General features: G+C 63.7%; 30 protein-coding genes and 1 pseudogene. 19 read left to right on the top strand and 12 right to left on the bottom strand.

Translation table 11 applies throughout. The features are described 5' to 3' along the window. The gene (gene groL / locus X773_RS48930) at positions 1-1,794 is read right to left on the bottom strand and encodes a chaperonin GroEL (protein ID WP_023675674.1); all 1,794 of its coding nucleotides are present in this window, start codon (positions 1,792-1,794) and stop codon (positions 1-3) included. A gap of 57 nt (positions 1,795-1,851) precedes the next feature. Continuing rightward, complete coding sequence (locus X773_RS48925) at positions 1,852-2,166, bottom strand: co-chaperone GroES (protein ID WP_023675673.1); 315 nt, start codon at positions 2,164-2,166, stop codon at positions 1,852-1,854. A gap of 338 nt (positions 2,167-2,504) precedes the next feature. Here X773_RS48925 and X773_RS48920 point away from each other — a divergent pair, with 338 nt between their 5' ends. After that, positions 2,505-2,774 carry an usg protein gene (locus X773_RS48920; RefSeq protein ID WP_023675672.1) on the top strand — a complete coding sequence of 90 codons (270 nt, stop codon included), beginning with the start codon at positions 2,505-2,507 and terminating at the stop codon, positions 2,772-2,774. 85 nt (positions 2,775-2,859) lie between these two features. On the opposite strand, the gene X773_RS48915 is transcribed toward X773_RS48920, so the two are convergent. Both X773_RS48915 and X773_RS48910 read right to left on the bottom strand, forming a co-directional pair. Continuing rightward, positions 2,860-3,153 carry a DUF982 domain-containing protein gene (locus tag X773_RS48915; RefSeq protein ID WP_245274652.1) on the bottom strand — a complete coding sequence of 98 codons (294 nt, stop codon included), beginning with the start codon at positions 3,151-3,153 and terminating at the stop codon, positions 2,860-2,862. A 137-nt stretch (positions 3,154-3,290) separates the two neighbouring features. Then, the gene (locus tag X773_RS48910; protein ID WP_245274651.1) at positions 3,291-3,503 is read right to left on the bottom strand and encodes a hypothetical protein; all 213 of its coding nucleotides are present in this window, start codon (positions 3,501-3,503) and stop codon (positions 3,291-3,293) included. Between the two features lie 345 nt (positions 3,504-3,848). On the opposite strand from X773_RS48910, the gene X773_RS48905 reads away from it, so the two are divergent. The 8 genes and pseudogenes from X773_RS48905 to X773_RS48865 all read left to right on the top strand — a co-directional run bounded on the left by X773_RS48905 (position 3,849) and on the right by X773_RS48865 (position 11,577). Next, positions 3,849-4,316: an Hsp20 family protein gene (locus X773_RS48905; protein WP_023675670.1), complete on the top strand. Its 468-nt coding sequence runs from the start codon at positions 3,849-3,851 to the stop codon at positions 4,314-4,316. A 29-nt stretch (positions 4,317-4,345) separates the two neighbouring features. Continuing rightward, positions 4,346-4,866, top strand: a pseudogene (locus X773_RS48900) (Hsp20/alpha crystallin family protein). Between the two features lie 64 nt (positions 4,867-4,930). Further along, positions 4,931-5,611 (top strand): hypothetical protein, encoded by a 681-nt coding sequence (locus X773_RS48895; RefSeq protein WP_031211478.1) that lies wholly within the window; start codon positions 4,931-4,933, stop codon positions 5,609-5,611. A 106-nt stretch (positions 5,612-5,717) separates the two neighbouring features. Then, positions 5,718-6,320 (top strand): CDP-alcohol phosphatidyltransferase family protein, encoded by a 603-nt coding sequence (locus X773_RS48890; protein ID WP_023675668.1) that lies wholly within the window; start codon positions 5,718-5,720, stop codon positions 6,318-6,320. 26 nt (positions 6,321-6,346) lie between these two features. Then, a complete protein-coding gene (locus X773_RS48885; protein WP_023675667.1) occupies positions 6,347-8,134 on the top strand; it encodes a bifunctional alpha/beta hydrolase/class I SAM-dependent methyltransferase in 1,788 nt (595 codons plus the stop codon). 2 nt (positions 8,135-8,136) lie between these two features. Then, complete coding sequence (locus tag X773_RS48880) at positions 8,137-9,552, top strand: serine/threonine protein phosphatase (RefSeq protein ID WP_084641013.1); 1,416 nt, start codon at positions 8,137-8,139, stop codon at positions 9,550-9,552. Positions 9,553-9,956: 404 nt separating this feature from the next. Then, the gene (locus X773_RS48870; RefSeq protein ID WP_031211476.1) at positions 9,957-10,619 is read left to right on the top strand and encodes a lysophospholipid acyltransferase family protein; all 663 of its coding nucleotides are present in this window, start codon (positions 9,957-9,959) and stop codon (positions 10,617-10,619) included. A gap of 22 nt (positions 10,620-10,641) precedes the next feature. Further along, positions 10,642-11,577 carry a phosphatidate cytidylyltransferase gene (locus tag X773_RS48865; RefSeq protein ID WP_023675663.1) on the top strand — a complete coding sequence of 312 codons (936 nt, stop codon included), beginning with the start codon at positions 10,642-10,644 and terminating at the stop codon, positions 11,575-11,577. 124 nt (positions 11,578-11,701) lie between these two features. Here the strand turns inward: X773_RS48865 and X773_RS48860 are convergent, their stop codons facing one another. Next, a complete protein-coding gene (locus X773_RS48860) occupies positions 11,702-13,699 on the bottom strand; it encodes an AI-2E family transporter (RefSeq protein ID WP_023675662.1) in 1,998 nt (665 codons plus the stop codon). 260 nt (positions 13,700-13,959) lie between these two features. Here X773_RS48860 and X773_RS48855 point away from each other — a divergent pair, with 260 nt between their 5' ends. The 3 genes from X773_RS48855 to X773_RS48845 all read left to right on the top strand — a co-directional run bounded on the left by X773_RS48855 (position 13,960) and on the right by X773_RS48845 (position 17,022). Continuing rightward, positions 13,960-14,256: a hypothetical protein gene (locus X773_RS48855; RefSeq protein WP_023675661.1), complete on the top strand. Its 297-nt coding sequence runs from the start codon at positions 13,960-13,962 to the stop codon at positions 14,254-14,256. A 381-nt stretch (positions 14,257-14,637) separates the two neighbouring features. Next, positions 14,638-14,859, top strand: a complete 222-nt coding sequence (locus X773_RS48850) for an alkylphosphonate utilization protein (RefSeq protein ID WP_023675660.1) — start codon at positions 14,638-14,640, stop codon at positions 14,857-14,859. A 192-nt stretch (positions 14,860-15,051) separates the two neighbouring features. After that, the gene (locus X773_RS48845; protein ID WP_023675659.1) at positions 15,052-17,022 is read left to right on the top strand and encodes an acyltransferase family protein; all 1,971 of its coding nucleotides are present in this window, start codon (positions 15,052-15,054) and stop codon (positions 17,020-17,022) included. 206 nt (positions 17,023-17,228) lie between these two features. On the opposite strand, the gene X773_RS48840 is transcribed toward X773_RS48845, so the two are convergent. Next, complete coding sequence (locus tag X773_RS48840; protein WP_023675658.1) at positions 17,229-17,507, bottom strand: hypothetical protein; 279 nt, start codon at positions 17,505-17,507, stop codon at positions 17,229-17,231. A 274-nt stretch (positions 17,508-17,781) separates the two neighbouring features. On the opposite strand from X773_RS48840, the gene X773_RS48835 reads away from it, so the two are divergent. After that, entirely contained in the window at positions 17,782-18,045 is a 264-nt protein-coding gene (locus X773_RS48835) for a hypothetical protein (protein WP_245274650.1), read from the top strand. Between the two features lie 223 nt (positions 18,046-18,268). Next, positions 18,269-18,574 (top strand): hypothetical protein, encoded by a 306-nt coding sequence (locus X773_RS48830; RefSeq protein WP_023675656.1) that lies wholly within the window; start codon positions 18,269-18,271, stop codon positions 18,572-18,574. Positions 18,575-18,618: 44 nt separating this feature from the next. On the opposite strand, the gene X773_RS48825 is transcribed toward X773_RS48830, so the two are convergent. The 3 genes from X773_RS48825 to X773_RS48815 all read right to left on the bottom strand — a co-directional run bounded on the left by X773_RS48825 (position 18,619) and on the right by X773_RS48815 (position 20,236). After that, on the bottom strand, positions 18,619-19,224 hold the full coding sequence (locus tag X773_RS48825) for a DUF6456 domain-containing protein (RefSeq protein ID WP_023675655.1): 606 nt from the start codon (positions 19,222-19,224) through the stop codon (positions 18,619-18,621). A gap of 13 nt (positions 19,225-19,237) precedes the next feature. Next, on the bottom strand, positions 19,238-19,924 hold the full coding sequence (locus tag X773_RS48820) for a high mobility group family protein (protein ID WP_023675654.1): 687 nt from the start codon (positions 19,922-19,924) through the stop codon (positions 19,238-19,240). Between the two features lie 69 nt (positions 19,925-19,993). After that, positions 19,994-20,236 (bottom strand): hypothetical protein, encoded by a 243-nt coding sequence (locus X773_RS48815; RefSeq protein WP_245274649.1) that lies wholly within the window; start codon positions 20,234-20,236, stop codon positions 19,994-19,996. A 208-nt stretch (positions 20,237-20,444) separates the two neighbouring features. Between X773_RS48815 and X773_RS48810 the strand changes: the two genes are divergently transcribed. After that, on the top strand, positions 20,445-21,140 hold the full coding sequence (locus X773_RS48810) for a helix-turn-helix transcriptional regulator (protein ID WP_023675652.1): 696 nt from the start codon (positions 20,445-20,447) through the stop codon (positions 21,138-21,140). A gap of 284 nt (positions 21,141-21,424) precedes the next feature. On the opposite strand, the gene X773_RS48805 is transcribed toward X773_RS48810, so the two are convergent. Further along, the gene (locus tag X773_RS48805) at positions 21,425-21,730 is read right to left on the bottom strand and encodes a hypothetical protein (RefSeq protein ID WP_245274648.1); all 306 of its coding nucleotides are present in this window, start codon (positions 21,728-21,730) and stop codon (positions 21,425-21,427) included. Between the two features lie 407 nt (positions 21,731-22,137). Here X773_RS48805 and X773_RS78970 point away from each other — a divergent pair, with 407 nt between their 5' ends. Then, on the top strand, positions 22,138-22,269 hold the full coding sequence (locus tag X773_RS78970) for a hypothetical protein (protein WP_280952088.1): 132 nt from the start codon (positions 22,138-22,140) through the stop codon (positions 22,267-22,269). Positions 22,270-22,296: 27 nt separating this feature from the next. Here X773_RS78970 and X773_RS0137480 read toward each other — a convergent pair whose 3' ends face one another. Together X773_RS0137480 and X773_RS48795 are read right to left on the bottom strand one after the other, a co-directional pair. Continuing rightward, the gene (locus X773_RS0137480) at positions 22,297-22,683 is read right to left on the bottom strand and encodes a hypothetical protein (RefSeq protein WP_051406100.1); all 387 of its coding nucleotides are present in this window, start codon (positions 22,681-22,683) and stop codon (positions 22,297-22,299) included. Positions 22,684-22,726: 43 nt separating this feature from the next. After that, entirely contained in the window at positions 22,727-23,176 is a 450-nt protein-coding gene (locus tag X773_RS48795; protein ID WP_023675649.1) for a hypothetical protein, read from the bottom strand. A gap of 119 nt (positions 23,177-23,295) precedes the next feature. Here X773_RS48795 and X773_RS48790 point away from each other — a divergent pair, with 119 nt between their 5' ends. The 3 genes from X773_RS48790 to X773_RS73595 all read left to right on the top strand — a co-directional run bounded on the left by X773_RS48790 (position 23,296) and on the right by X773_RS73595 (position 26,142). Continuing rightward, entirely contained in the window at positions 23,296-23,754 is a 459-nt protein-coding gene (locus X773_RS48790) for a GNAT family N-acetyltransferase (protein WP_023675648.1), read from the top strand. 331 nt (positions 23,755-24,085) lie between these two features. After that, positions 24,086-25,327, top strand: a complete 1,242-nt coding sequence (dinB, locus tag X773_RS48785) for a DNA polymerase IV (RefSeq protein ID WP_023675647.1) — start codon at positions 24,086-24,088, stop codon at positions 25,325-25,327. Between the two features lie 170 nt (positions 25,328-25,497). Continuing rightward, on the top strand, positions 25,498-26,142 hold the full coding sequence (locus X773_RS73595) for a hypothetical protein (protein WP_023675646.1): 645 nt from the start codon (positions 25,498-25,500) through the stop codon (positions 26,140-26,142). Positions 26,143-26,377: the final 235 nt, after the last annotated feature.

The following is a 26,377-nucleotide window of genomic DNA, read 5'->3' as shown; positions in this document are numbered from 1 at the left end:
TTAGAAGTCCATGCCGCCACCGCCGGGCATCGGAGGCATGGGCGTTTCCTTCTTCGGCTTCTCTGCCACCATCGCCTCGGTCGTCACCAGCAGGCCGGCGACGGAAGCGGCGCCCTGGAGAGCAGTGCGCACGACCTTGGCCGGGTCGATGACGCCTTGACTGTAGAGGTCGCCGAACTCGTTGGTCTGGGCGTTCCAGCCATAGCCGAAGTCGGTCGTCTCGCGCAGCTTGCCGACGATGATCGAACCTTCCGCACCGGCATTCTCGGCGATCTGGCGCACCGGGGCCTCGATCGCGCGACGCACGATCTCGACGCCGGTCTTCTGGTCGGGATTGTCGACCTCGATATTGTCGAGCGCCTTCGCCGCCCTCAGCAGCGCCACGCCGCCGCCGGGCAGGATACCCTCCTCGACCGCCGCGCGTGTGGCGTGCATGGCATCGTCGACGCGATCCTTGCGCTCCTTGACCTCGACCTCGGTCAAGCCGCCGACGCGGATGACGGCGACACCGCCAGCGAGCTTGGCCAGCCGCTCCTGCAGCTTCTCGCGGTCGTAGTCGGAGGTGGTTTCCTCGATCTGGGCCTTGATCTGGCTGATGCGCGCCTGGATTTCATCCTTGCGGCCGGCACCGTCGACGATGGTGGTGTTCTCCTTCTCGATCAGCACCTTCTTGGCGCGGCCGAGCATCTCCAGCGTGACGTTNTTCTCCTTGTCGTAGTCCGAGGTGGTCTCCTCGATCTGCTGCTTGATCTGGGCGACGCGGCCCTGGATCTCTTCCTTCTTGCCGGCGCCGTCGACGATGGTGGTGTTCTCCTTCTCGATCAGCACCTTCTTGGCGCGGCCGAGCATCTCCAGCGTGACGTTCTCGAGCTTGATGCCGAGGTCTTCCGAGATCGCCGTGCCGCCGGTCAGGATGGCGATGTCTTCGAGCATGGCCTTGCGGCGGTCACCAAAGCCCGGCGCCTTGACGGCTGCAACCTTCAGGCCGCCCCGCAATTTGTTGACGACCAGCGTCGCCAGCGCCTCGCCTTCGACGTCCTCGGCAATGATCAGCAGCGGCTTGCCGGATTGCACGGCGGCTTCGAGCACGGGAAGCATGGCCTGGAGGTTGGAGAGCTTCTTCTCGTGGATCAGCACATAGGGTTCTTCGAGCTCGACGCGCATCTTATCCTGGTTGGTGATGAAATATGGCGAGAGATAGCCGCGGTCGAACTGCATGCCTTCGACCACTTCCAACTCGGTCTCGGCGGTCTTGGCTTCCTCGACAGTGATGACGCCCTCATTGCCGACCTTTTCCATCGCCTCTGCGAGGAAGCGGCCGATCTCGGCATCGCCATTGGCAGAGATGGCGCCGACCTGAGCGATTTCGTCGTTCCTGGTCACCTTGCGGGCATTGGCCTTCAGTTCGGCGATGATTGCTTCGACCGCCTTGTCGATGCCGCGCTTCAGGTCCATCGGGTTCATGCCGGCAGCAACCGCCTTGGCGCCTTCCTGGACGATCGACTGCGCCAGAATCGTCGCGGTCGTGGTGCCGTCGCCGGCGGTATCGCTGGTCTTCGAGGCGACCTCGCGCACCATCTGCGCGCCCATGTTCTCGAACTTGTCCTCAAGCTCGATCTCTTTCGCCACCGTCACGCCGTCCTTGGTGATGCGCGGCGCGCCGAACGATTTGTCCAAGACAACGTTGCGGCCCTTGGGACCGAGCGTCACCTTCACCGCATTGGCGAGGATGTCGACGCCGCGCAACATCTTCTCGCGCGCTTCGGTATGAAATTTCACATCTTTGGCAGCCATTGGAACACTCCTCGATAGGCAGCTTTTCGTTGACTGGAATGCTTGTTCAGGCCCCCCTCAGGCAGCCTTCTTCATCTCGCCCGTGGCTTCGATCACACCCAGCACGTCGCTCTCTTTCATGATGAGCAGATCCTCGCCATTGAGTTTGATCTCGGTGCCGGACCATTTGCCGAACAGAATGCGGTCGCCGACCTTGACGTCGAGCGGCTGCAACTGGCCGCTGTCGTCGCGCGCGCCGGGGCCGGCGGCGATGACCTCGCCCTCCTGCGGCTTCTCCCTGGCGGTGTCGGGGATGATGATGCCGCCCGCGGTCTTTTCGTCGACCTCGATGCGGCGGACCAGGATACGGTCATGCAATGGACGGAACGCCATGTCGTTCTCCTCTCTGGACAAACAGATTTTCGAACATCCTCCTGACCGGACCGGCAATATCGGCCCGGCACGGGGTGCGCGACCCCTTCATCAGGCATCGCGCGCATACGAACTAGTCGCGCTTTTTTCAGCTTTCAAGAGGATCATGCAAAAATTTTAGCACTCGACGCCTGAGAGTGCCAATACGCTGTAATTGTTAGCACATTCGCCGTTTCCGGCGCGATGACCCGGCCGGATTTCCAAATCTGTCCGTCTCCTGAGCCGCTTGCGGCGGCTGGAACCTATGTGGAAGGCGAGGCGTTTTGCAGACGGAGGTTCATTGGGAAAGGAAGGATTGCATGATCAGCAGGGACTTTCAGCTCCAGATGCAAGGGTTTGGCCTCACCACGGCGGAGATCCACTACCGCCTGCCCGATCATCGAAGCCTTCTGCAGCTCTACATCTGGCAGGAATACGATATTGCCCCCGATTTCCCGACGCTGAAGCATTTCCTCGATTTCTGGGAGCGCGAGATCGAAGGCCCGCTGCATTCGGTGCGCGTCGCCCATCATCACCTGATCCAGCCCTCCGAATGGCGGGCCGTAAACGGCATTATTACCGTCCACTGAGGAGCAAGCCGATCTGCCGCTAGACAGCGGACAAAGTCTCCGAAGCGGGGGAAAGGCAGCTGCCTCTCCCCACTTGTTTTGGATCTCACAATATCGGAGGGGGGTCCGGACTAGCCGGCGCGGTCGACAGGCTTGCGGGCCGATGCGAGCAATCGGGCCTTGCGCGCCGCCCGGACGAAGGCCTTGCGCGCATCACGCCGGTACGCCAACCGTCGAGCGCGTCGCGGCAGGTCCGATAGGCGGCGCGCCAACTCCGGCTGCGTGCACGGTCCGGCCACTGCTGGCGCATGCATTCGATGGCTTCCCAACTGCTGGCGACCTTGCGCTCGCTGGATTGGAATTTCAACGTGATCGGCTCGGCAAAGCGGACGTCGTCCATCACCTCCTCCTTGTTTTCTGATCGTCTTCTTGTTTGAGCAAGCAACGTTATGCTGGCGGCACCGGCGGCCGGCCGGCGCCGCTGAAGGACATGGTTCGTCTCTCTGCGCGGTTCAAGAGCATCGCGGCGACAGCCGGTTATTCCTCCTCGTCCGGCCCTTGCAGCAGTTCGATCAGCGTCGCTACTCTTGCCGTCGGCAGCGGTCGGCCCTCGTTCACCAACGCCTCGTCGGCGGCGATCCAGGCCAGGGCCTCGCGCAATTCCTGGACCGTCCCGTCCGTCGCCGCAATGTCGGCGATCACGGCTTCGTCGACCGGGCCCAGCACAGAAATGATCTCGTCGCGTGTCATGGTCAGCTCCATCTGCGGGTGCCGGGAACGGGCCCGGCAACACAAGAAATCTGGGTCTTGACCTGCTGCAGACAATAACCGGCCGGGGAAGTCAGCGTTGGCAATTGAAATCAAACAGGCAATCTCCTGCCGGACATCTCGCCGCAAAAAGGGGGATTGGCAGCCTCGCCGAGCCGACCGAAAACCGGCCCGAAAAACCGGCAAAGCGAAAGCCGCCGGGTCTTGACTTGCGGCGGACAATAACCAGATCGAAGGCACCGGTCGCCGAAATGGGGCCGGCGAAACCAGGGAGCGCCAGCTCTTTGGCGCTCCTCGTATCTATGTTGCTCGATGGAGGATGTAGCTATGAGAACCGCATTCGACTTTTCCCCGCTCTATCGGTCGAGCATCGGCTTCGACCGCGTCTTCAACCTGCTGGAAAATGCTCCGCAGGCTTTCGACGCCTGGCCGCCCTATGACATCGCGCGCAGCGGCGAGAACAGCTACCGCGTCACCATCGCCGTCGCTGGCTTTTCCGAGGACGACCTCGAAATCACCCATGAACCCAACCTCCTGATTGTCTCCGGCCAGCACAAGGAGCCGGATAACGCGGAGTATCTGCATCGTGGCCTCGCCACACGGCCCTTTACCCGCCGTTTCGAGCTTGCCGATCACGTCAAGGTCGCAGGCGCCTCGCTCGACAACGGCCTGCTCAGCATCGATCTGGTACGTGAGGTGCCCGAGGAGATGAAGCCTCGGCGCATCGCCATCGCGACCGATGTCGCCTCGCCGAAGACCGGGCCGAAGGTCGCGCAGGTCGAGCAGGCTGCCTGAATGCACCAGTCGAGAAAGGAGACTATGCAATGGCTATTCGTGATCTCATTCCCTGGGGCCGGGAGAACAATCAGGCCCCAGCCTGTTCCGTGACGCCGATCGCGATCCCTTCCTGACGCTGCATCGCGAAATGAACCGCCTGTTCGACGAGGCGTTCCGCGGCTTCGACACGCGGCTGCCGTCGCTCGGTGGCCTCTCCGCGGCCAGCGCCAGCTGGCCCAGTATCGACATCGCCGATGGCGAAAAGGAGATCCGCGTCACCGCCGAGATCCCCGGCATGGACGCGAAAGATGTCGAGCTGCTGCTCGATGACGGCGTGCTGACGCTGCGCGGCGAGAAGCGCGAAGAGACCGAGGACAAGGACAGGCAGTTCTCCGAACGCTTCTATGGCCGTTTCGAGCGGCGTATCCCGCTCGGCTACGAAGTCGACGAAGACAAGGTGAACGCCGCGTTCCGGAACGGTGTGCTCAGCGTGACGCTGCCCAAGACGGAGCGCGCCCAGGCAAAGGCCAAGCGTATCGCCATCAGCGGCGGCGACGGCAAGACCTGACAGCTCGCAGGACGACGCCCCCTTCTGCCTGCCGGTTCCGGCGGGCAGAAGCGGGCAAATGTCGATGACCCGTTCTCCCGACGCTCCGGTTCCGCCTGACCAGGCGCAGCACGCCCTGCAGTGCCTGACGACCGAGCATTTCGTGCTGCAAAACGCTCGCGCCGCGACCATTCAGGAAGCGAACCAGCGAGCCGATCTGTTCCTGACCTCGGTCTCGAGCGCAACGATTGCCTTGTCCTTCGTCGCGCAGGTCACGGAGATGGGCAGGCCGTTCATCCTGTTCAGCCTGATCTTGCTGCCTTGCCTGTTCTTCATCGGCCTGGTCACCTTCGTACGCGCTGTGCAGGTTGCCATCGAGGACATGGTGCATGCCCGCGGCATGGCCCGGATCCGCCACTATTTCGTCGAGCTGGCGCCCGTGCTGCAAAAATACCTTGTCAATTCCACGCATGACGACCCCTCGGCGGTGCTGGTCGACAAGGGCCTCAGACCCTCGCCGCTGCAATATTTCATGACCACCGCGGGGATGGTGGGCACGATCAATGGCGCCATTGCCGGCGTCTTCACCGGCATCGTTGTAAAGTCTGCTTTCGGCGGGGGCATGACGCCCGGCGTGATTTGCGGGCTGCTGGTCTTCGCCGCATGCATTCTCATCCTGCGGCGTTACCATAGTCGCGCCTGGGCGGCGGCCGAACAAAGTTTGCCCGCACTGTTCCCGGGCGACACGGTCAAAGCGAGGACATAGCCGTCCGGCAAGTTTGCGGAAAGTAGTGGGCGCCGCCCTTGCGTCTTGCGCGCCAATTGACCATCCTCGCCAACATCAATTTGCACCGCGGCCGGGGGGTTCGCATATGCCAACGCTTTATGCGCTGAAACCGGCCTTCCAGGCCAGGTTGCGGCCGCTTGCCGACGGACTGGCCAGAGCCGGCATCACCGCCAACCAGATCACGTTGCTGGCCGCTGCCCTCTCGCTCGCCACCGGCCTTGTGGTGGCAGCCCTTGCCGGCCACCGCGTGGTCTTTCTGCTGATGCCGCTCGTGCTGTTTACGCGAATGGCGCTGAATGCGATCGACGGTATGCTCGCGAGGGAACATGGCCAGGCCTCGAAGCTCGGCATGTATCTCAACGAGCTCTGCGATGTTGTCTCCGATCTCGCTTTGATCCTGGCCTTTGCCGTCATTTTTCCTGCCTGGGGCGTCGTTGCATTTGCGATCGCGGCTATGATCACGGAGTTCGCCGGCGTGCTCGGCATCGCCGCAGGAACCGGGCGCAACTATGCCGGCCCGTTCGGCAAAAGCGACCGGGCGCTGGCGCTCGGCATCCTCGCCGTGCTTATCGCGTCCGGCCTGTGGGTCCCGGCGCTCACGCCGCTCGTGTTTCCGGCCATGGCTACACTCTCGCTGGCGACCGCCATCAACCGGATACACAGCGGCCTTAACGGGAGCGGCAGCTGAATTCCGGTCTCGCCAGGGAGAACAACATGCTTCACCAACAGACGGTTGCGGCAGTGGCTTCAGCCAACATCGAGCGGGTGGCGCAGGAGCGCAGCTTCAAGAGCCATGACGGCACCGAGATCTTTTACCGCTGTTGGCCGGCGCTGTCGGAACACCGCAAGGGTGCCATCCTGCTGTTCCATCGCGGCCACGAGCATGGCGGCCGCATGGCGCATCTGGTCGACGAGCTTGAGATGCCCGACCACGCGTTCTATGCCTGGGATGCGCGCGGCAATGGCCGCTCCGCCGGCGAACGCGGCTATGCGCCGTCGTTTGCGACGCTGGTGCGCGACATCGATTGTTTCGTGCGCGAGATTGGCAGCGACGGCTTTGCCCGGCGCGACATCGCGCTGATCGCGCAATCCTTCGGCGCCGTGCTTGCCGCCGCCTGGGTGCACGATTACGCGCCCGACATTCGCGCCCTGGTGCTGGCCTCGCCGGCCTTCTCGGTCAAGCTCTACGTGCCCTTCGCGAAGCAAGGCATTGCGTTGTGGCAGAAGCTGAAGGGCCGCTTCTTCGTCAATTCCTACGTCAAGGCGAAATTCCTGACGCATGACCCCGAGCGCATCGCCTCCTTCGACGCCGACCCGCTGATCACCCGGCCGATCGCCTCCAACATCCTGGTCGAGCTCTACGACCATGCCGCGCGCATCGTCGCCGACGCCCGCGCCATCACCGTGCCGACACAGCTTCTGATCTCCGGCAGCGACTGGGTGGTGCGCCATGGACCGCAGCACGAGTTTTTCGTCAATCTGGCGAGCCCGGCCAAGGAGCGGCATATTTTGCCCGGCTTCTTTCACGACACGCTGGGCGAGCGCGACCGCCACAAGGCACTCGACCTGATCAGGCCTTTCCTCGAAAGGCAGTTCACAGCGCCGGAAAAGCCGGTCGACCTGACCGAGGCCGACCGTGCCGGCTACACACGCGACGAGGCCGACCGGCTGGCCTCGCCGCTGCCGCTGCTGTCTCCCAGGGGGCTCTACTGGACAATCAGCCGCGCTTCGATCCGCATGGGCGCCTGGCTGTCGTCCGGCATGAAGACGGGGATTGCCACCGGCTTCGATTCCGGCTCGACGCTCGACTATGTCTATGAGAACGAGGCGCGCGGCATCAGCCCCATTGGCCGCATGATCGACCGCACCTTTCTCGATGCCATCGGCTGGCGCGGCATCCGCCAGCGCAAGCTGCATCTGGAAGAGCTGATCGGCAGCGCCGCCGCCTCGCTCAAGGCCGCCGGCCGGCCGGTCCATATCGTCGATATCGCCGCCGGCCATGGCCGCTATGTGCTCGATGCCGTGCAGAAAGGCGCCGCGCCGCCGGCAAGCGTGCGGCTGCAGGATTTCTCCGAGCTCAACGTCTCGCTCGGCCGCAAGCTGATCGCCGAGCGCAAGCTGCCGGCGAGCGTCACTTTCCATCAAGGTGACGCCTTCGACGCCACGATGCTGGCCGGGCTCGACCCGGCGCCGGATCTCGCCATCGTCTCGGGGCTCTACGAATTGTTTTCCGACAATGCCATGATCGCCCGCTCGCTCGGTGGACTGGCCAGCGCCATGCAGCCCGGAAGCCTGCTCGTCTACACCAACCAGCCTTGGCATCCGCAGCTCGAGATGATCGCGCGCAGCCTGACCTCGCACCGCGGCGGCCAGGCCTGGGTGATGCGCCGCCGCACGCAGACCGAGATGGACCAGTTGGTGGCGGCCGCCGGCTTCGAGAAGCTCGACCAGCGCATCGACCAGTGGGGCATCTTCACCGTTTCGGTCGCGCGGCGCGTCTGAACATGGACTTGCCTGCCTCTGCCTTACCTCGCGATGCCCCTGCCCTTCCGGCCTTGCCGCACGAGCCGTATCCCGGGATAGTCCTGCGCGCCGCGCTGTGGCTGGCATTTCTGGCGCCGTTCTTCTACGCCACCTACGGCTTCGCCAACTGGCTGGCGTCGCGGCGCGACGACCTCGGCAGCATCGTGTTCGGCTGGGAGCATGGCGTCGCGTTCCTTGCCTGGACGATCGTGCCCTACTGGTCGATCAACCTGTTCTATGGCTTGTCGTTGCTGTTGAACAGTTCGAAGAGCGGCGTCGACCGCCTTGCCGGCCGCTATCTGACGGCACAGATCGTCGCCGTCGCCTGCTTCATCCTGTNGAGCGGCGTCGACCGCCTTGCCGGCCGCTATCTGACGGCACAGATCGTCGCCGTCGCCTGCTTCATCCTGTTCCCGCTGACTGCGACGTTCGTGCGCCCGCAGACGAGCGGCCTGCCCGGCTTCATGTTCGCCGTGCTCGGCGGCTTCGACAAACCCTTCAACCAGGCGCCGTCGCTGCATATTGCGCTGCTGGTCATCATCTGGGACCATTGGCGTCACCGATTGACCGGCATCGCCGGCGTCGCCTGGCATGTCTGGTGTTTCCTGATCGGCGCCTCGGTGCTGACGACGTGGCAGCACCATTTCATCGACATTCCGACCGGCGCGCTGCTCGGCCTTTTCGCGCTGTGGCTGTTTTCGCGCGACGGCGAGCTGCCGTTCGCCGGCTTCCGCCTGAGCACTGATCCGAAGGCGCGGCTTCTGGCGCTGTTCTATGCGCTCGGCGCAAGCCTTGCGCTGGCCGGCGCCGCTGCCGGCGCATTGGTCTCGGCGCTGTGGCTCATCCTGTTGTGGCCGGCACTGGCGCTGGCCATAGTCGCTTTCGCCTATGCCGGCGCCGGCGCCAAGGTGTTCCAGAAAACAGCCGATGGCCGCGTGTCGCTGGCCAGCCGTCTTCTGCTGTGGCCCTACCGGGTTGCCGCCAAGGTCAATGTGTGGGCATGGACGCGAAAGCTTCCGGCGCAGATCGTCATTGCCGACGGTGTTTCCCTTGGCCGTTTTCCGACCGCCGCCGAGGCCGACGCCTTCGGCACGGTGATCGACCTTGCCGGCGAATTGGAAAGGCCGCGCGGCGCCTCGATCCGCTGGTTGAGCCTGCCCATGGTCGACCTTTTGCCGCCGTCTCGCGAGGCGCGTGCGCAAGCGGTGGCGGCGATCGAGACGGCGCAGAGCAAGGGCACGGTGCTGGTCTGCTGTGCGCTCGGCTTCCAGCGCAGCGCCGCCGTCGTCGCCGAATGGCTGGTCGCCAGCGGCCGGGCCGCCACGCCGGATCAGGCGCGAGGCCAGCTCGCCGCTGCCGGCCGGCCTGTGCATCTTGGCATGGACGCGCCGACATGACCGCCTTTCGAGACAAGGCCGAGACGTTCGCCGCCGGACTGATGGTGCAGGTTGCGTGGCCGCTGCTGTTGATTGCTGCTGCCTTGCTGGCGGNAAACATCGTCGCTGTCCGCGGCGGCCTGGCTGATCGCCGCCGCGGGTGCCATAGCCACAATTATTCTCTCGGCCCTGCTTTTGTTCGACGCGCTGCTGTTCCGGCTGATGGCCAGCCACGCCAGCGAGGCAGGCGGTGGTGCGGCGATCGACGACGTGCTGGCGCGCATGCGGCTGAAACCCACGGCGGCCGCTGGCCGCTCGCTCGACCAGCGGATGGCCGGCACGCGCCGTCTGCTCGCCAAGCAGCGTATCGCCTTCAGCCTGTTCGCGGCGGCCTCGGTCGTCGCGGCATTCTTTTGAGCCCGTCCATGACAAAGCTTCGCGTCAGCACCTATACCCTGCTGCAGACGGTGACCTCGGTCGGCCTGTCGGCGCTGGCCTGGGTGGTCACCGGAGTGCGGCCGATCTGGAACGGCAGCCAGCCATCGGACCGGCAGCGCATCTACTTCGCCAACCATGCCAGCCACGGCGATTTCATCCTGCTGTCGGCCTGCCTCAGCGAGAAGGAGCGCGCCCGTACCCATGCGGTGGCGGCCGCCGATTATTGGAGCAAGACGCGGCTGCGCCGTTTCATTGCCGAGGACATGCTGTCTTCCGTGCTGATCCACCGGCAGTGGACGGATGAAACGCAGCACCCGATCTCGATCATGCTGTCGGTGCTCGACCAGGGCCATTCGCTGATCCTGTTTCCCGAAGGCACGCGCAACATGACCGACGAACCGCTGCTGCCGTTCCGCTCCGGCCTTTACAATCTGTCGATGGCGCGGCCCGATGTCGAGCTCATCCCGTGCTGGATCGAGAACATGTCGCGGGTGCTGCCCAAGGGGCAATTCGTGCCGGTGCCGCTGCTTTGCCGTGTCGTCTTCGGCGCGCCGATCGCCATTCAACCGGGTGAGGAACGCCGCGCCTTTCTCGACCGCGCCCGCGAAACGCTGCTGGCGCTGAACCCCCGGCCGCAGCGAGACGATTGAGGACCAAGGCAAAATGCTGCCGATGATGCACGAAACCCTCATTCTGATTGTCGGCCTGCTGGCGGTGCTGATCAGCGCCAGCGTCGTCGCCGGCGTCTTGTCATGGCGCGCGCCAAAGCCGTTGTCGCCGACGCTGGTCAATCTCACCCAGCGCATCAATGCCTGGTGGGTGATGGTGGTGGCGATCACCGTCGCCTTCTTCTTCGGCCGCCCCGGCATGACCATCCTGTTCGCGCTGATTTCGTTCGCCGCGTTGCGCGAATTCGTGACGCTGACGCACAGCCGCCGCAGCGACCACTGGGTGCTGCTCGGCATGTTCGGCATCGTCATCCCGTTCCAGTACTGGTTGGTGTGGACCGCCTGGTACGGCCTGTTCACCATCTTCATCCCGGTCTACTGCTTCCTGCTGATGCCGGCGATCACCGCGCTGCACGGCGACACCGAACGCTTTCTCGAGCGCGTCTCGGCGCAGCAATGGGCGGTCATGATTTCGGTCTACTGCGTCAGCCACGTGCCGGCGCTGCTGACGCTCGAGGTGCCAGGCTTCGAAGGCCGCAACCTGTTGCTGATCGCTTTCCTGATCATCACCGTGCAAGGCAGCGACGTGCTGCAATATATTTTCGGCAAGCTGTTCGGCCGGCATCTCCTGGCGCCGACGGTCTCGCCGTCGAAGACTTGGGAGGGGCTGGTCGGCGGGCTGGCGGCATCGAGCCTGCTCGGCGCGCTGCTGTCGTTCCTGACGCCGTTCTCGCCGCTGCAGGCAGCCGGCGTCGCCTTCATCGCCTGCCTGATGGGCTTCCTTGGCGGGCTGGTCGCCTCCGCCATCAAGCGCGATCAAGGCGTCAAGGACTGGGGCCATCTGATCGAAGGCCATGGCGGCATGATGGACCGTGCCGACAGCCTGGTCTTCGCCGCCCCGGTCTTCTTCCATACGGTGCGCTATTTCTGGACTGTATGAAGGTTGGCGCCGTTTGCCGCGGCGGACGGTTCAGCGCGACCTTGCGAAGATAACCTGATCCGTTTCGTTGTTACCACTTTCGCGAAAGCGGTAATAACCCGACCTGCCGCAGTCTTCGCCGCGCTCATTTTGCCGCGGCGAGCGGCTCTTTCTTGCGCGCCGGCGTCAGGCGGCGCATGCGGCGTTTGGCGGTGGTCTTCAGCGCCACCGGCGCAGCGCTGGACAACGCACCGAGCACCGCGCCTACCATGCCATGTGCGACGAAATCGGCGTTGATCTCGTTGGCCAATCTGGCATCTGCCTCCTGGTTGTCGCTGTCGGCTTCCGACCACAACACGATGCCCACTCGCAACCTTGGTTTGGCGCGTTTCAGCCGACGGACCAGGAACCGCCCGTGCTTGACGGAATCCCGGTTCAAAAATCCGACGACGACAGTATCGACGGCGTCGAGCTCAAGGCGGCGAATGCTCCCCGGTTCCATCTCGGCGAAGCTCGCTCTCAACACCGTAGCGCCCTGGACTTCGAGCACCTGCGCCAGCATGGCGGCAGCCGCGTCGTCGAGTTCGCCGCGCCCTCCGGCGCACAGCACCGACATGCCCGTGCCATCCGGCAGTTCGGTGTCTTCCTCGCCCTGAACCTCCCCCTGAACGTGCTTGTCCTCGCGTGAGCCGTGGTCCTCGGCCGCGGCCGTGTCGTCCGCTTCCGCCTCCTCCTGCGCGCTGTCGTCGAGGTTCGCCACCATCGTCAGCGCGCTGCCCGCGACCTGCTGTCTTTGCTCATCGCTCAACACACCGCGCACCCGGTCCTGCTCGCCGAGCAGAAGTGCGGGAATCGCGACCTTGTCGTAGAACTCGACCAGATATTCTTCCTCCAGCATCTCCTCGGCATGGTCCGTCGCTTCCTCGGGATCGCCGGCCAACAGCCGCTGGTAAAGCCGGGCGTGCGGTTCGAGCACGGGTTCGTTGCCGAACAGAACGTCGAGGAATTCGAACTGCGGCACATGGCGGCCGAGCACGACGAGGCAGACCGTGAGCGGCGTCGACAAAACCAGGCCCAATGGCCCCCAAAGCCAGGTCCAGAAGATCGCCGCAACGATGATGGCCAATGGCGACAGCCCGGTGCGCGAGCCGTAGAGCCAAGGTTCGATCACGTTGCCGGTGATCAGTTCCACCACGACGAAAAGCCCTGCAGTCCAGAGCACGAGCGACCAGCCGGGCGCCACGGCCAGCGCCAGGAACAGAGGCAACAGCGTCGCTATGACCGGGCCGATATAGGGAACGAAGCGCAGCGCCAGCGCCAGCAAGCCCCACAGCAATGGATTGGGTATGCCCAGCAGCCAAAGTCCGATTGCAATTGGGACGGCATAGACGATGTTCACGACCAGTTGCATGAGCAGATAGCGGCCGACGCGCTTGCCGGCATCCTGCAGCGCCTCGGTGGTTCGGTGCAGATCGCCGTAGCCGACGAGGCGTATGAAACGATCGCGCAGGTCCTCCCGCTCCAGCAGCATGAATATGACGACCACGACGATCAGTCCGGCCGATGCCAGCGGGCTCAGCAGCGGGCCGATCAGATTCTGGAGAACCTCGAGCGGTCGTTCGCGCGCGACGATTTCGACCGGGATCGGTTCCCGCGGAGGCTGATCGGCGGCGGGTTGTGCGGGCTCGGGTCTGTCGAGCTCCTGGCCGACGCGTTCGATCACCCGGCTCAATCTGGAAACGATGCCGCCGCCGACGCCGGTTTCCTTGAGCGACCGGACCTTGGTCAGGATATTCGCCTGGTAAAGCGGAATGTTCTGCGCCAGTTCACTGACCTGCGTGGCGACGATGAAGGAGAACAGAGCCAGCACCGTGAATGCGCCGAGCACACTGGCGATCACGGCAGGAAGACGCGGAATGCCGGCTCGCTTGAGTGCCGACACCATGGGCACGAGCGCAAAGGTAAGCAGCAGCGCGATTGCGATCGGCAGAAAGACCTCGCGCCCGAAATAGAGCGCCGCGACGGCCGTCACGACCGACGCTACGCTGGGCAACGATGTGCGCGGAAGCGCCCTGGCCGCGGAAACAATGCCCGCCCGCCGGGGCTCCGACAGGTGCGCGTCGTTTCGACGATTTGCCGCCACTTGATACCTCCGCCCCGCCGTCGCCATGATCGGGCATATTGAGCCGGCGTGCAACTTCGCAGCGTCTCACCCAGCTGGACGCCGATTGCCCTGGTCGGCAGCGCGGCAAATTCAGTCATGGTAGAATTTTTTGCATTAATGACGTCACGGGCAATCCTGTTCCATGTCTGCGCCAGAACGTGGAACTTTTGGGTCAAAACACCGTTCCTTCGTAGATCGCTGATGGACAACCTCAAAGCAGCAGCTCAGGAGGAATGATCATGAACATCAAGACGCTTTGCATGGGCGCGATGGCGCTTTCGATGATGACCGGCGCAGCGCTTGCCGCCGGTGCCACTGGCACTTCGGCGCTCGACGATCCGCAGAAAATGAACCCCTTCTTCACCGACGCCGGCATGAAGACCATGAAGTCGGAAGCCGAATTCAAGGCGGCATGGATGGCCATGTCCACGAGCGACCGGGCCATGATGTTGAAGGAATGCAGCGACGCAGGCATTGCCACGATGCATGCCGACTTCTGCAAGATGGCCAACCAGCTCGGTGGCGCCAACAAGTGATCGTTGCCAATTGAAATAACGCACCAAGCGAAAGGGCGGGCAGGTCTGTCACTGCGACCTTCCTGTCCGCACGGGCGGGCGCTCATCTATTTGAACTCGTGCCGGAATATCCGCGTAAAAGGCCACGACTTCGATTGCCGTGGCGCCATTGGCATGGCTTGGCCTGAGCGCATGTCGCGAAGCGGCAATGCCACTACCGCCCAGGGGTCCCAGTCTGCTCACAATCCGGGTTTTCCGGTCGGCCGTCCGCCTAGCATTAGCGGCCGGCACGCTTGGTTACCGGCACGCTGCCCCCGGCACGCTTGACCTCGCCGCCAACCGTGGGATAGGCCGGGTAATGAGCCAACCACCTCCGCACCGGAGTCCCACGAAAGACCTGCCATGACCGACGCGATCATAAGAGACAGCAATGGCACGGCGCTGCACGAGGGCGACTCCGTGACCCTGATCAAGGATCTCAAGGTCAAAGGCACGTCGGAGACGATCAAGCGCGGCACGCTGGTGAAGAATATTCGCCTCACCGGCAATCCCGGCGAGATCGAATGCAGCACCAGGCAGGTGAAGGGCCTGGTGCTGAAGACCGAGTTTTTGAAAAAGGCGTGATCGCATCGGCACCCTTCGCTTCGCTTCCATATCAGTCGCTCTCGAATCGCTCATGTGAGTGAATCGCCCACGCGAGGAACTGGAGGAGCCGCGCCCTCCCCCTATGTTGCACTGCGTTAGATTTGTTGCATTGCAATATCGTCGCATCGGGTCGAGCCTCTGCGAGGTGGGCATTCCTTGCATGAGGTGATTGTGTCGGCATCATTTCGGCCTGACATCGAAGGGCTGCGCGCGCTGGCGGTGGCGGGTGTCATCGCCTTCCATTTTGGTCTGTCCGGCCTGCCCGGCGGCTTTGCCGGCGTCGACATCTTCTTCGTCATCTCCGGCTATCTGATCACCCGTCACCTGGTTACGGAAATCACCGAGACCGGGCGGCTGAACCTCTGGCGCTTCTACGCCCGGCGCGCCCGGCGCCTGTTGCCGGCGGCACTGTTCGTCATCCTCGCCACGCTGTTCACGGGTTACTTCATCCTGTCGCCGGAGGAACAGGCGCTTTATTCGAAAGGCGCCATGTTCGCCTCCGCCTACATGATCAACCTTTGGCTGATCCGCTGGTCGTTCGACTATTTCGCCGCCGACGCCACCAACAACCCGTTCATCCACTTCTGGTCGCTCTCGGTCGAGGAACAGTTCTATTTGGCATGGCCGGCGCTGCTTCTTGCCGCCGCTTGGCTGCGTCCCGGCAAGCGCGCCGCTATAATCGTCATCGGCGTCGCCGGCGCGGCCTCCTTCGCCGCCTGCGCCTGGCTGACGGAAGTGTCGCAGCCCTGGGCCTTCTATTTCTCGCCGCTCAGGGCCTGGGAATTCGCCGCCGGCGGCCTCGCGACCATGGCGCCGGCAAAAATCTGGCGCGACCGGCCGCTGCTGGCCACGCTCCAGGCATGCCTCGGTCTGGCGCTGATCGCCTGGGCCTATTTGATGCTGGACGAAGACTCGCCGTTTCCCGGGGTGAATGCGCTGGCGCCTGTTGTCGGCACCGTGCTGCTGCTGCTCAGCGGCAGCGGCGGCCGCAATCTGCCGAGCGCCGTGCTGGCGCTGCCGCCCATGCAATGGTTGGGCCGGCTGTCCTATTCGCTCTATCTCTGGCACTGGCCGGTCATCGTCTATGCGGCGATGGTGGTTCCCAGCCTGTCCATCCTGGACCGCCTTGCCTGCGCGGCGCTGACGCTGCTTCTATCGATGTTCACCTATCATTTCATCGAGAACCCGATCCGCCGCAACGGCTGGCTGATGGCCGGAGCAGCGCGGGCGCTGGTGCCCGCCGTCGCGCTGACCGGCGCCGGCGTGGTCGCGGCCTATGGCAATGCGCGCTTTGCCGAGCACAATCTCAGCCCCGAACAGCACGTCATCGCCGACAGCGCCGCGCAGCTCTCCACCGTGCGCGCGAGCAATGGCGGCTGCGTGCTCGATTTCGAGACCGTCAAGCCGAAGCCCTGCATGTTCGGCCGCAAGGATGCCCAGCGCTCGGTCGTGCTGTTCGGCGACTCGCATGCCGACCATTGGTCGACGCCGCTGATCGAGGCGGCCGAGAAGAACAATTTTCGCGTCGTCACCTTTCTCAAATCCTCCTGCCGGGCTTCGCGGGTGACGACCTGGAACTGGCGGCTGAAGCGCGACTACACCGAATGCGATCAATGGCGCGAGCAGTCGGTCAAGGACATCATCGCGCTCCACCCGCAACTGGTGGTGATCTCGGAGTTCTCGATCGGCAATGTGATGAAAGAATCGCCCGAGGAGTTGAAGCACGCCGATTGGCAAGCGCAGTGGCGGACGGGCCTCACCTGGACGCTTCAAGCCTTCAGCCAGGCCGGCATCAAGGTCGCGGTCATCAGGGACGTTCCCTACAATGCAAGCTACGCCGACAAATGCGTGGCGCGGGCGCTGTGGCGGGGCCAGACGCCCGCGACATGCGACACGCCGAGGATCATGGCGGCAAACGACGACATCGCCACCATCGAGCGCGATATCGTGCGCTCGACACCGAACGCTGCTTACATCGACATGACCGACCGCTTTTGCGACCAGACCACCTGCCATGTCTTCATCGACGGCAAACTAGCCTTCCGCGACCGCCACCACCTGGCGACGCCCTTCGCCGAAACGCTGGAACCGGCAGTGGAGCGGGCGCTGTTTTCGGATGTGATGGCGGCGGCTGTAAAGTAACGGTTCCGGATCTTGTCGGATCCGACGCGGGGGTCAGCTAAGGATGAGACCCGCCAGGAAAACCGTAAGAATAAGCGACAGCGGAACTGCAAGAAGGCAGCACAGCTCGAAAGTATTGGCTCGCCAAGAAGTCATTGGGCGCTTTTCCATGTTGGCCTCCTCCCTCAAACGGCCAGACCGAGACGGCAGTTCCGCTTAGATGGTGCTCATCCCCACCACTCATCATGCAATTGGCGCAACTCGTTCCGCTTCCTGGTCATCCATCGTGCACGCGCCAGATGTGTCGCCCACGCCCGGAAAGCCCTCTCCGGCTCCCGCTCCGGATCAATGTGCAGAACGATGCGGGCGACCTCACGCCAATCGGTCCCTTCAGCCGATGCGTCGAGCAGCCGGATATAAGTAAGCATGCGATCTTCGTCATAACCGGTCGGCACCGAAGACGTCGGCGCTGCGTTCGCGATATGAGAGTTTGGCTGCTTTGGCATTGCGACCTACCAGCAATGGCGCACCGTAGCAGCCTATAAAGAAGCCCGCGCCGTTTGATCGGAGGATGCGCCGATCGAGATTCGCCTCGACGGTCGGCAAATGGCGGCCTCAGGCGGAGTTCACCGCCCAGCTGGGCTCACGCCTCATCACGTCGTGATCGGGTCGAGGCAATCTATCTATTTTAGTGGAACCTAATTTAGTCGACGCAATTATGCGTGCGTGAGAAAGCGTGAAATCCAGACCGTCACTGAAAGCCGGCTATCGCGAGATCAGTTGGCCGATGATCCAGTGATTGCAGTCGATTTGACGGAACGGATATTACAGGCGGCCGACAACGACAGGATTGTCTGCCTCGTTGTGGCAACGGAGCAACTGGAAACCGACCGCATCGAGAAAGCGGAGCCTAAGGAGACCAGGATTGCCACAAGCTTCGTCCGGGACTTTGAGGTAATGCTGCTTGTTCTTTATGCGGCCTACGCCCTCGCTGTGCTGGGTGCGACCGCGTTCGTTTTGCTGGAATTGGGCCATGTTCTGTAGGCAGACGTCGGCAAAAGACGGGACTGACGCGCGATTGCCGCTGTTTGATGAGAGGAGCGGCCACGCTGCGTCGACGATCCGACCCCGGCGCAGCCAGCGGCGTTTTCGCGCCAGCAGGCGCTAAACTTCGGGCCCGTCCGTTCCTTACATCTTGCCAATCTATGGAACGAGGCTGCCCCTCGGGGGTTTTTCTATTAGAGGGACGTTAAAGAAGGAGGTAGCTATGAAGAAGCTCCTGCTTGCCTCGGTGATCGCCATCGCCTCGGCGGCTTCCGTGATCGGCCCGGCGAATGCCGGCGGCAGCGTCACGATCGGCATCGGCAACGGCTATGACGACGACTATTATTATCGCCACCATCGGTATTCCGATTACGACGATGAGTACGTCCCCCGTTACCGCTATGATGTCTACGACGAGGACTACAGGCCGCGCTACCGGTACCACCACCGGCGCTGCCACACCGAAGTCATCAAGCACTGGCGTCATCACCACCGGATTATCGAAAGAATCCGTGTCTGCCGTCGTTGAGGGATCGATCCGGCCGGTATTGCCGGCCGGATCGGCGGGGCTTCTCACCTCGGCTTGCGCATCAGCATCATGCCGTAATGCACGGCCAATATGTCGAGCCCGATCTTGAGTAGTTTCACCACCACGTCGCGCGGCTCGCCGGCCTGTTCGGCCAGGCTCTTGATCGTTGCGTCGGCACAGCAGACCTTTTGCACGATGCCGGCGATCTCCCAATGGACAAGCGCCCTGGTTGCCTCGGCATGGTCGCGGCCGGCGGACAGGATGTGTTCGGCGACGCCGCTGCCGGTACGGCCGCCGTCGACGCGCTCGGCCCAAGCCATCGGCTTGGCGGTTGCCTCGGACGAGTTGCGGAAATCCTGGCGGTAGCGCGTACCCGCCTCGCGCTGCTGGCGCGACAGCGAGGTGAGGCCGCTCAGCGGGTCGACGTTGCGCACCCGCACGATGCCGCCGGTCGCTGTGTGGCCGTCATTGGAGACCTCATAGAGGCGCGCTCCCTCCTGCGTCCCCTTCGCCAGCCGCTTGCGGCCGAACCGGTCGTCCTTCAGTGCGAAATCATGGCCGATCTCCTTGCGGATGCGCACCTGCTCGGCCTCGCCTTTCGGCAATCGCGGTGGCCTGGCTGTGGCCTTTTGGGCGGTTTTGGTGCTCATCGGCTCGGTCCTCCTAGGTTTTGGTCGTCGGGCTCTGGCGAACTTCCAGCCTCATTGCAGCGGGCTCAAATCGCTTCGGCCGGCAGCGTGCGCAGGAAGCGCGCAGCGTGATAGGCGCAGTAGCTTTCGAAGGCTTTGTGCGCAGCCCGCAGCACAGCATGTCCAAACCGGGGCGGCTGCCGGGGGCGTCGTTTTCCGCATCCTCCTGCGGCGTCGTGTCGAGCGGCGCGCGGCAGCGCTCGAACAGGCAATCGATGAAGCGCATGGCAACGAAATGCGGCTGGCGACCGCCGGCGGCGATCGGGCGCGGCGCCGGCATTTCGAGCGGCGCGCCATCTGACCCGGTGATCCGAGTCGGACCCGGCTGCCAGGCCGGCGGCGCCAGCCTGGCCGACAGCCTTGCCGGGCGGCAGCGTGGCTCGGCCTTCGGAGCCGACTCCGCTTGATCAGCAGTGCTTGATGGCTCAGGCGCCGAATTTCCGAGCCGGCCGCCAGAGCGTCCGCCACACCAGCCTTTGGATCTGGCAAGGCCGATGGCGCGCAGACGGGCGGTGCGGTGGACGATGCCGATGATGGCCGCGCGCGAGGCCGGGCGGCCGCGCAGCGCGGTCAACCGGGTGGCGATCTTCGCGGCCGACAGCCCGCTCATCAGCCAGTTCTCTATTTGTTCCAGTTCCGAGGCGGAATAGCGGGCGCCCATGATGTTTCATTTCCTGCAAAAATGGTTGTGTGCGGCGCCGGCTTCGCCGGCCTCAGGCTCGAAAGCCGGTCAGCCTTCGCGTGGTCTGCTGCGATCGAGCTTCATCTCGGCCGCCTGCCTTGTTGCGCCGGACACTGCCTTGTCCGTCCGCTCGTCGAAGGCGATGACCGTGCCGTCTTCGGTGCGGATGCAGGAAACCGCGGCTTCCGCATTGCCGGCCGGCAGGTAATTCGTGGCCGGAGCCGTGAGGGGAACGGCTCCGGCCGTTCCGGCCGCTTGCGCTGCCGGATCCGAGGCGCGAGCCTCGGGCATCGTCCCGGCCGGGGAGGAGGACAGCCGCGACGAAGGGGAAAGGGTTGGCACATGACTACCTCGGCCGCCGCCTTGGCGCTGAAGGGCGGATTCGAGGACCGAAAGCTGGCGGAGCGACTTGTGCATGACCACATAAGAGCATAACTCAAACCATAATGCAAGCGATTCTTGCATAGACGAAACCGAATCTTGTGCCTCAGATGGAGCCATGGTGAAAACTGCACTGTCGATCAAGGTCGGGGCGGCGATCCGCCGGGCGCGCAAGCAGCGCGGCCTGGTGATGCGCCACATTGCCGAGCACAACGACACCGATGTCGCTGCCGTCGGCAATTGGGAAACCGGGCGCAACCTGCCCAAGACCGAGAACCTTTTGAAGACCGCCGCGTTCCTGCGCGTCGACCCGGTGGCGCTCGGCAAGGGCGAGGTCGTCTTCCTCGAAGATGCCGGGCCGGTTGCCGATGCCGAGATCGTCACCGATTCCGGCCCCCTGCCCGCCGGGCCGATGGACATCCAGCTTCTCGGCACCGCCGTCGGCGGCGACGATGGCGACTTCACCTTCAACGGCCAGCCGGCCGGCTATGTCCAGCGGCCGCCGGGGATCCGGCATCTGCGCAACGTGTTTGCGCTGCACGTGCTGAGCGATTCGATGGTGCCGCGCTACGAGCCCGGCGAGATGATCTATTGCGGCGGCCGCGAAGCGTTGCCCGGCGACCATGTGGTGATCGAGACCCTGCCCGAGGAGAACGAGCAAAACGGCAAGGCCTTCATCAAGAAGCTGGTCAAGCGCACCGCCGCCGAGCTGATCGTCGAGCAGTACAACCCGCCCAAGACGCTGTCCTTCAACCGCTACGCCATCAAGAACGTCTTCCGCGTCATCCCGCTCAAGGAATTGCTGGGGTATTGAGGGCTTGTTGCCTTCTCCCCTTGTGGGAGAAGGTGGATCGGCGCACAGCGCCGAGCCGGATGAGGGGTGCTGGAAGGAACGCGGCGGAGGAAATGTAGAAGCGATTTTTAAGCACTTACGCCATCAAGGTAGCGATCCGTCCAACACCCCTCATCCGACCGAGCTTCGCTCGGCCACCTTCTCCCACAAGGNGGTAGCGATCCGTCCAACACCCCTCATCCGACCGAGCTTCGCTCGGCCACCTTCTCCCACAAGGGGAGAAGGAAGAACACCGTCCCGCCCCCTCAAGCCCGCCTCGGCTGCAGCTCTCGACCGTTGAGCAGGCGCGCCTCGGCGCGGGTCCGTTGCCGGTCGTCGATGAAGGCGGCCTGGATCGAGACGGCGGCGCCCGGCAGGCCGTCGGCCCGGCAGGCCTTGCAGATCAGGCGCCCCGAAAGTGCGGCCAGCGGCGTCTCCGGCATCACCCCATGCCGCTTGAGCTCGGCCGGCTTCCACCACCTGTTACGGCCGCAGTCGATGCATTCGACGGCAATCGAGACAACATCGGCGATCGTCGCTTCCTTGCCTGCCAATGCCATGATCATCCCCATCGTTGTTCCTGCTTTGTTCGCAACATTATCGGTTTTTGGAGCGGAGTCGAGTCGGTTCCGCTTACATCAATGTGAAAGTTTCACTTGTTCGATTATTTGAGTTATGCTTATACGTGGTGCGGACTGGAATCGGCGCGAGCAACGGAACCGCAGCCGGCCGGCAGCAAGGGAATGACGATGGACCCAGCCCAGTTCGCCCATGCTTGCGGCTATAGCGGCGACAGCCCGGCCATGCTTGCCGCTTTCGCGGCCATCCGCCAGGACGGCATCCGCAAGGCACGCCAGGGTCATCGCCAGCGCAAGGCGGCGATCGACCAGATGAAGCCGAGCCGCGCTCTGTCCTGGCGGCGATCCGCCCGGCGCAGTCAGCCGAGGAGGCACTCGAGGATGCCGCCCGCTTCCTGTCGATGTTCCGCAACATGCCGCGCTGGCGACAGGAAAGGCGCGCCGCCGACCTCACCCGCGCCAGGCAGCAACGCCTCTTCGCCCGCTTCTTCCGCCGCTACGGCCACCGCCTCTGGGCGCTCGAGGCGGCGTAAGCCCGAGCGGAGCGGCCAGCCAGCCGATCAAAGCTGCTGGCTGCGAGCGAAAATGCGGCCGTAGCTGGCATCGTCGATCTCTGCGAAGTGATGGGAGCGCAGGAAACGCTGCAGCCGGGGATTCGGTGTGGCGCAGGTGGCGGCATGGACATTCCAACGGATCAGCTTGAATTGCCGATCGATGGCATAGGCCCGGACAAGCCTCCACAAGACGAGCAGGACGCCTTCGCCACCGCCGTCGATATGGGCAAAATTGACCAGAAGCGTGCCGCCATTGCGATTGAATTCGGCCAGGACGGTGGCGCTGCCCATGGCGAAGGAGATCGGCCGGCCGAAGGCCAGCAACGCATCCTGGTCCGCGCGCGACAGCGCCCTCAACGTCTCCAGGGAGACACCCTCGATTTCGATCCGCATTGAAGGGTTGACCCTCGCTAAGTTGCTCGCCTCGCCCATTGCCCTAGTCTGCTTGCCAGAAAGACAGCTGATAATCCTCCAGGTCTCTGGAGTCTGAAGCGAAAAACTCGACGACAAACCTTCGGTTCGCAAACTGCCATTGCAGTTTTGCCTCATAAATCTCCTTGAGAACCGAGCCGAGAAACACGAGTTTGTCGCGAGAGATGTCGGCGGCGCCCAAGGCGTGAATGTCGGCAATGTGCAGGTGGTTCATAACCGCTTCCACGGACTGTCGTGTGGCGTTGGGGTCTCGTTCAAAGCTTCGCAGGCCTTCCTCGCTAAACCCTTCCATCAAAACGTAGCGTTCGAACGTCACGAATTTCGGCCAGAAAATGGTGCTGTATCCCACAGCAAGCGCAAATCGGCCCTCGCACCCGACCCAGCTTTGTAGATCGATGCCGGACCCATTGTTCCAGGCTGCCAATTCAGCCTTCATGCTGGCTGGAACATCCATATCGTAGCCTCCCGATCTCGCCTGTCATAGGTCTTTCAACGGCTGCTTTCCAGTAGACCGGCAAAGTTGCATCCCTTCACGCTTGTCGTCCCCAAATCCGCGCCGTATGTCTCCACGCGATGAGCGAGATCGAATTCCGTCGCGCGCAGGCGCCCGACCTGCCGGCGATCGTTGCAATGCTTGCCGACGATGTGCTCGGCGCAGACCGGGAAGACCCGTCCACGCCGCTTGCGCCGTCCTATCTCGATGCCTTCAGCGCAATCGATATCGATCCCAACCAGTTGCTGGCCGTCGCCGTCAACGCCGGGCAAGTGGTCGGAACGCTGCAGCTCAGCTTCCTTCCAGGCATTTCGAGAAAAGGCGCCTGGCGCGGCCAGATCGAAGGCGTTCGCGTCGCCCGGCAATGGCGCTCGCGCGGCCTCGGCAAGCTGATGATCGAATGGGCGATTGAAACATGCCGTTCGCGCAATTGCAGCTTCGTCCAGCTCACCACGGACAAAGGTCGACGGGAGGCGCACGCTTTTTACGAGCGCCTCGGCTTCACCGCCAGTCATCTCGGCTACAAGATGGCGCTGTAGCGCTCGGCTGATTGCCGAAGTCGGCGCTGCCCCTCATCCGCCTGCCGGCACCTTCTCCCCGTATAGCGACGGGGAGAAGGGGCTGTCCGCAAACTCGGCACTTTCCTGCAACGTTAGTGATTGGCGAAGCCATCGACGAAAGCGTCCTTCTCCCCGTCACTATACGGGGAGAAGTGCCCGGCAGGGCGATGAGGGGCGGCGCCAACCTGAAGCGATTGCCCCTTCACCTGTCGTCCGCGCTGCTTGACAATTCACCCACAATGTTCTCTTTATGTTCTCATCACAACTCGAGACAATGCGGCGTTCGAACCGCCGCGGGCGAACGGGCCGGATGGAAGCCAACATCCTCCACGCGGATCTGGATGCCTTCTATGCCTCGGTCGAACAATTGCTCGACCCGGCCTTGCGCGGCAAGCCGATTGCCGTCGGCGGCGGGGTAGTGCTTGCCGCATCCTATGAAGCCAAGGCGTTCGGCGTGCGCGGCGGTATGCCGGGACGGCGGGCGCGGGAACTCTGCCCGCAACTCATCTTCGTCGGCGGCCATTTCAAGGACTATCAGCGGCTGGGCGATGCGGCAATCAAGGTGCTCGGCGATTTCACGCCGGTGGTCGAGCGGATTTCGATCGACGAGGCCTTTGCCGACGTCGCCGGCTGCACCCATTTGTTCGGCTCGCCGGCCGAGATCGCCGGCAAGATCCGCCGCCGCGTGCGGGCCGAGCTCGGCCTGCCGATCTCGGTCGGCGTAGCCCGCACCAAGCATCTGGCCAAGATCGCCTCACAGGTCGCAAAACCGGACGGGCTGGTGGTGGTCGATCCGCGCCACGAGCTGGAGTTCCTGCACCACCTGCCGGTCGAGTTGATGTGGGGCGTCGGCCCGGTCACCAGGCAGCGGCTGGCCGGCATCGGCGTCAACACCATCGGCGAGCTGGCGAAGACCAATGGTGGGGCGCTTGAGCGCCTGCTCGGGCCGGCGGCGGGAGAGAAACTCAACGCGCTGGCGTGGAACCGCGATCCGCGCAAGCTCGAGACGCAGCGCCGGGCGCGCTCGGCCGGCGCGCAATCGGCGCTCGGCCGGAAACCCGCCGAGGAGCAGGTCTTCGTGCCCGCTTTGCTGCATCTGGCCGACAGGGTCGCCACAAGGCTGCGGGCGAAATCCCGGCCCGGCCGCACGGTGACGGTTCGCGTCCGCTTTGCCGATTTGCGCTCGGTGACGCGCTCGATCACGCTCGATCAGCCGATTTCGGCAACCGCCATGCTGGCCGAGATCGCCGAGGCGCTGGTGCGCAAGGTGCTCATCGACCATCCGCACGAAAAGACAATCTCGCTGCTGGCGATCGCCGTATCGCATCTGGAGCAGCATGCCGGCCTGCAACTGGAACTGCCGCTCGGGCTCGACGACTACCGCCGCCGCCCCGGCACCAGCAAGGGCGCGGCGCGCTGGACCGCGGATCGCGCCGTCGACAAGATCCGCGACCGCTTCGGCTGGGAGGCGGTCGGCTACGCCTCGGTCGCGCTCGGGCTACAGCGGTCGGTTCCCGACGCATTTCGGGAGCTGGCCGAGAAGGAATTGTGAGCCTCGATTACACTTTGGTTGCCAAGTCGCCGGAATGACGTTGAAGGCTGCGGACTTGTGAATTTATCTTCGGTCCAGTTGGTCGTGCACCGGTTTGGGCATCAGCCAGACAGGGTAGCACCCGCCCGCAAATCCTTCCGCACCTTCATTTCGAACGACAGGAGATCGGCATGGGACAGAACGCCGGATATTTCGCACTCATCGTTGCCGGACTGGTGACCAATGCAACGACGCTGGCCAAGCCGCTCAACCCGGACCGGGCGATTCCATCCCTGGGCGATATCAACTCGCCGCTGGCCAGCCCGCTATTCAAGCAGGTCAAAGCTGGGCCGCTGGAGATAAAGCTTGAGGAAACCACGCTTGCCGATGTCGAAAAAGCCTTCGGCGGAGCGATGCACGATGAAGGTGACGCCGGAGATTCACGCCACTGGCTTTGCTATGCCGGCCCCGACGCCGGCGGATCGCCGTCGATCTTCTGGTTCGTATCCGGCGAGATGGGCGGCTCCGACCACGGTGTCCTGTCCGTCGCCCTGCAGCCGAACCCGGAAGGCAAGGTGCCGGAAGGATGCGCCGGCGCGCCTGCCAGCCTGACAGCTATTGAACTCGATACGCCCGGCGTCGGAGCGCCGCTGAGCGACGTGGCCGCGAAATTTGGCGCCGCCAAGCCCGATCGTTACGGCCATTTCGGCTTCGCCGCCTCTTATCCTGCTTCGTCTCCCGACCAGAAGGACGCCACGGTCACGCAGACGCTCACCTCCACAGCCGGGAACGGCAGGATAACCGGCGTGGCGGTGACGCAAGTCACCACCAATTAGGGTGTCCCCGCTCGGTTGGCGAGATAGTGTGCTGAAGGTTCTGCAAAAAGTTTTGGAGAGAGAACGGCGCCTGCTCTGAGGGGCGAGCGGCCATGGCACGGTGGTGACGTTGCGATCACCGATTCCCGTGGAAGGGGAAGTGCCATGACCAATCGAGACGTTAGACTGAGCAGAGGCGAGTTGAAAGCGTTGCTGTTGTCGGATGAGGACGTCTTTCGCCAGACATTGCAGAGTG

Origin of the sequence: Mesorhizobium sp. LSJC280B00 (assembly GCF_000502835.1) — a bacterium.
GTDB lineage: Bacteria > Pseudomonadota > Alphaproteobacteria > Rhizobiales > Rhizobiaceae > Mesorhizobium.
Note: the sequence above shows the minus strand (reverse complement) of the source record. Positions and strands in the feature narration are given on the sequence as shown.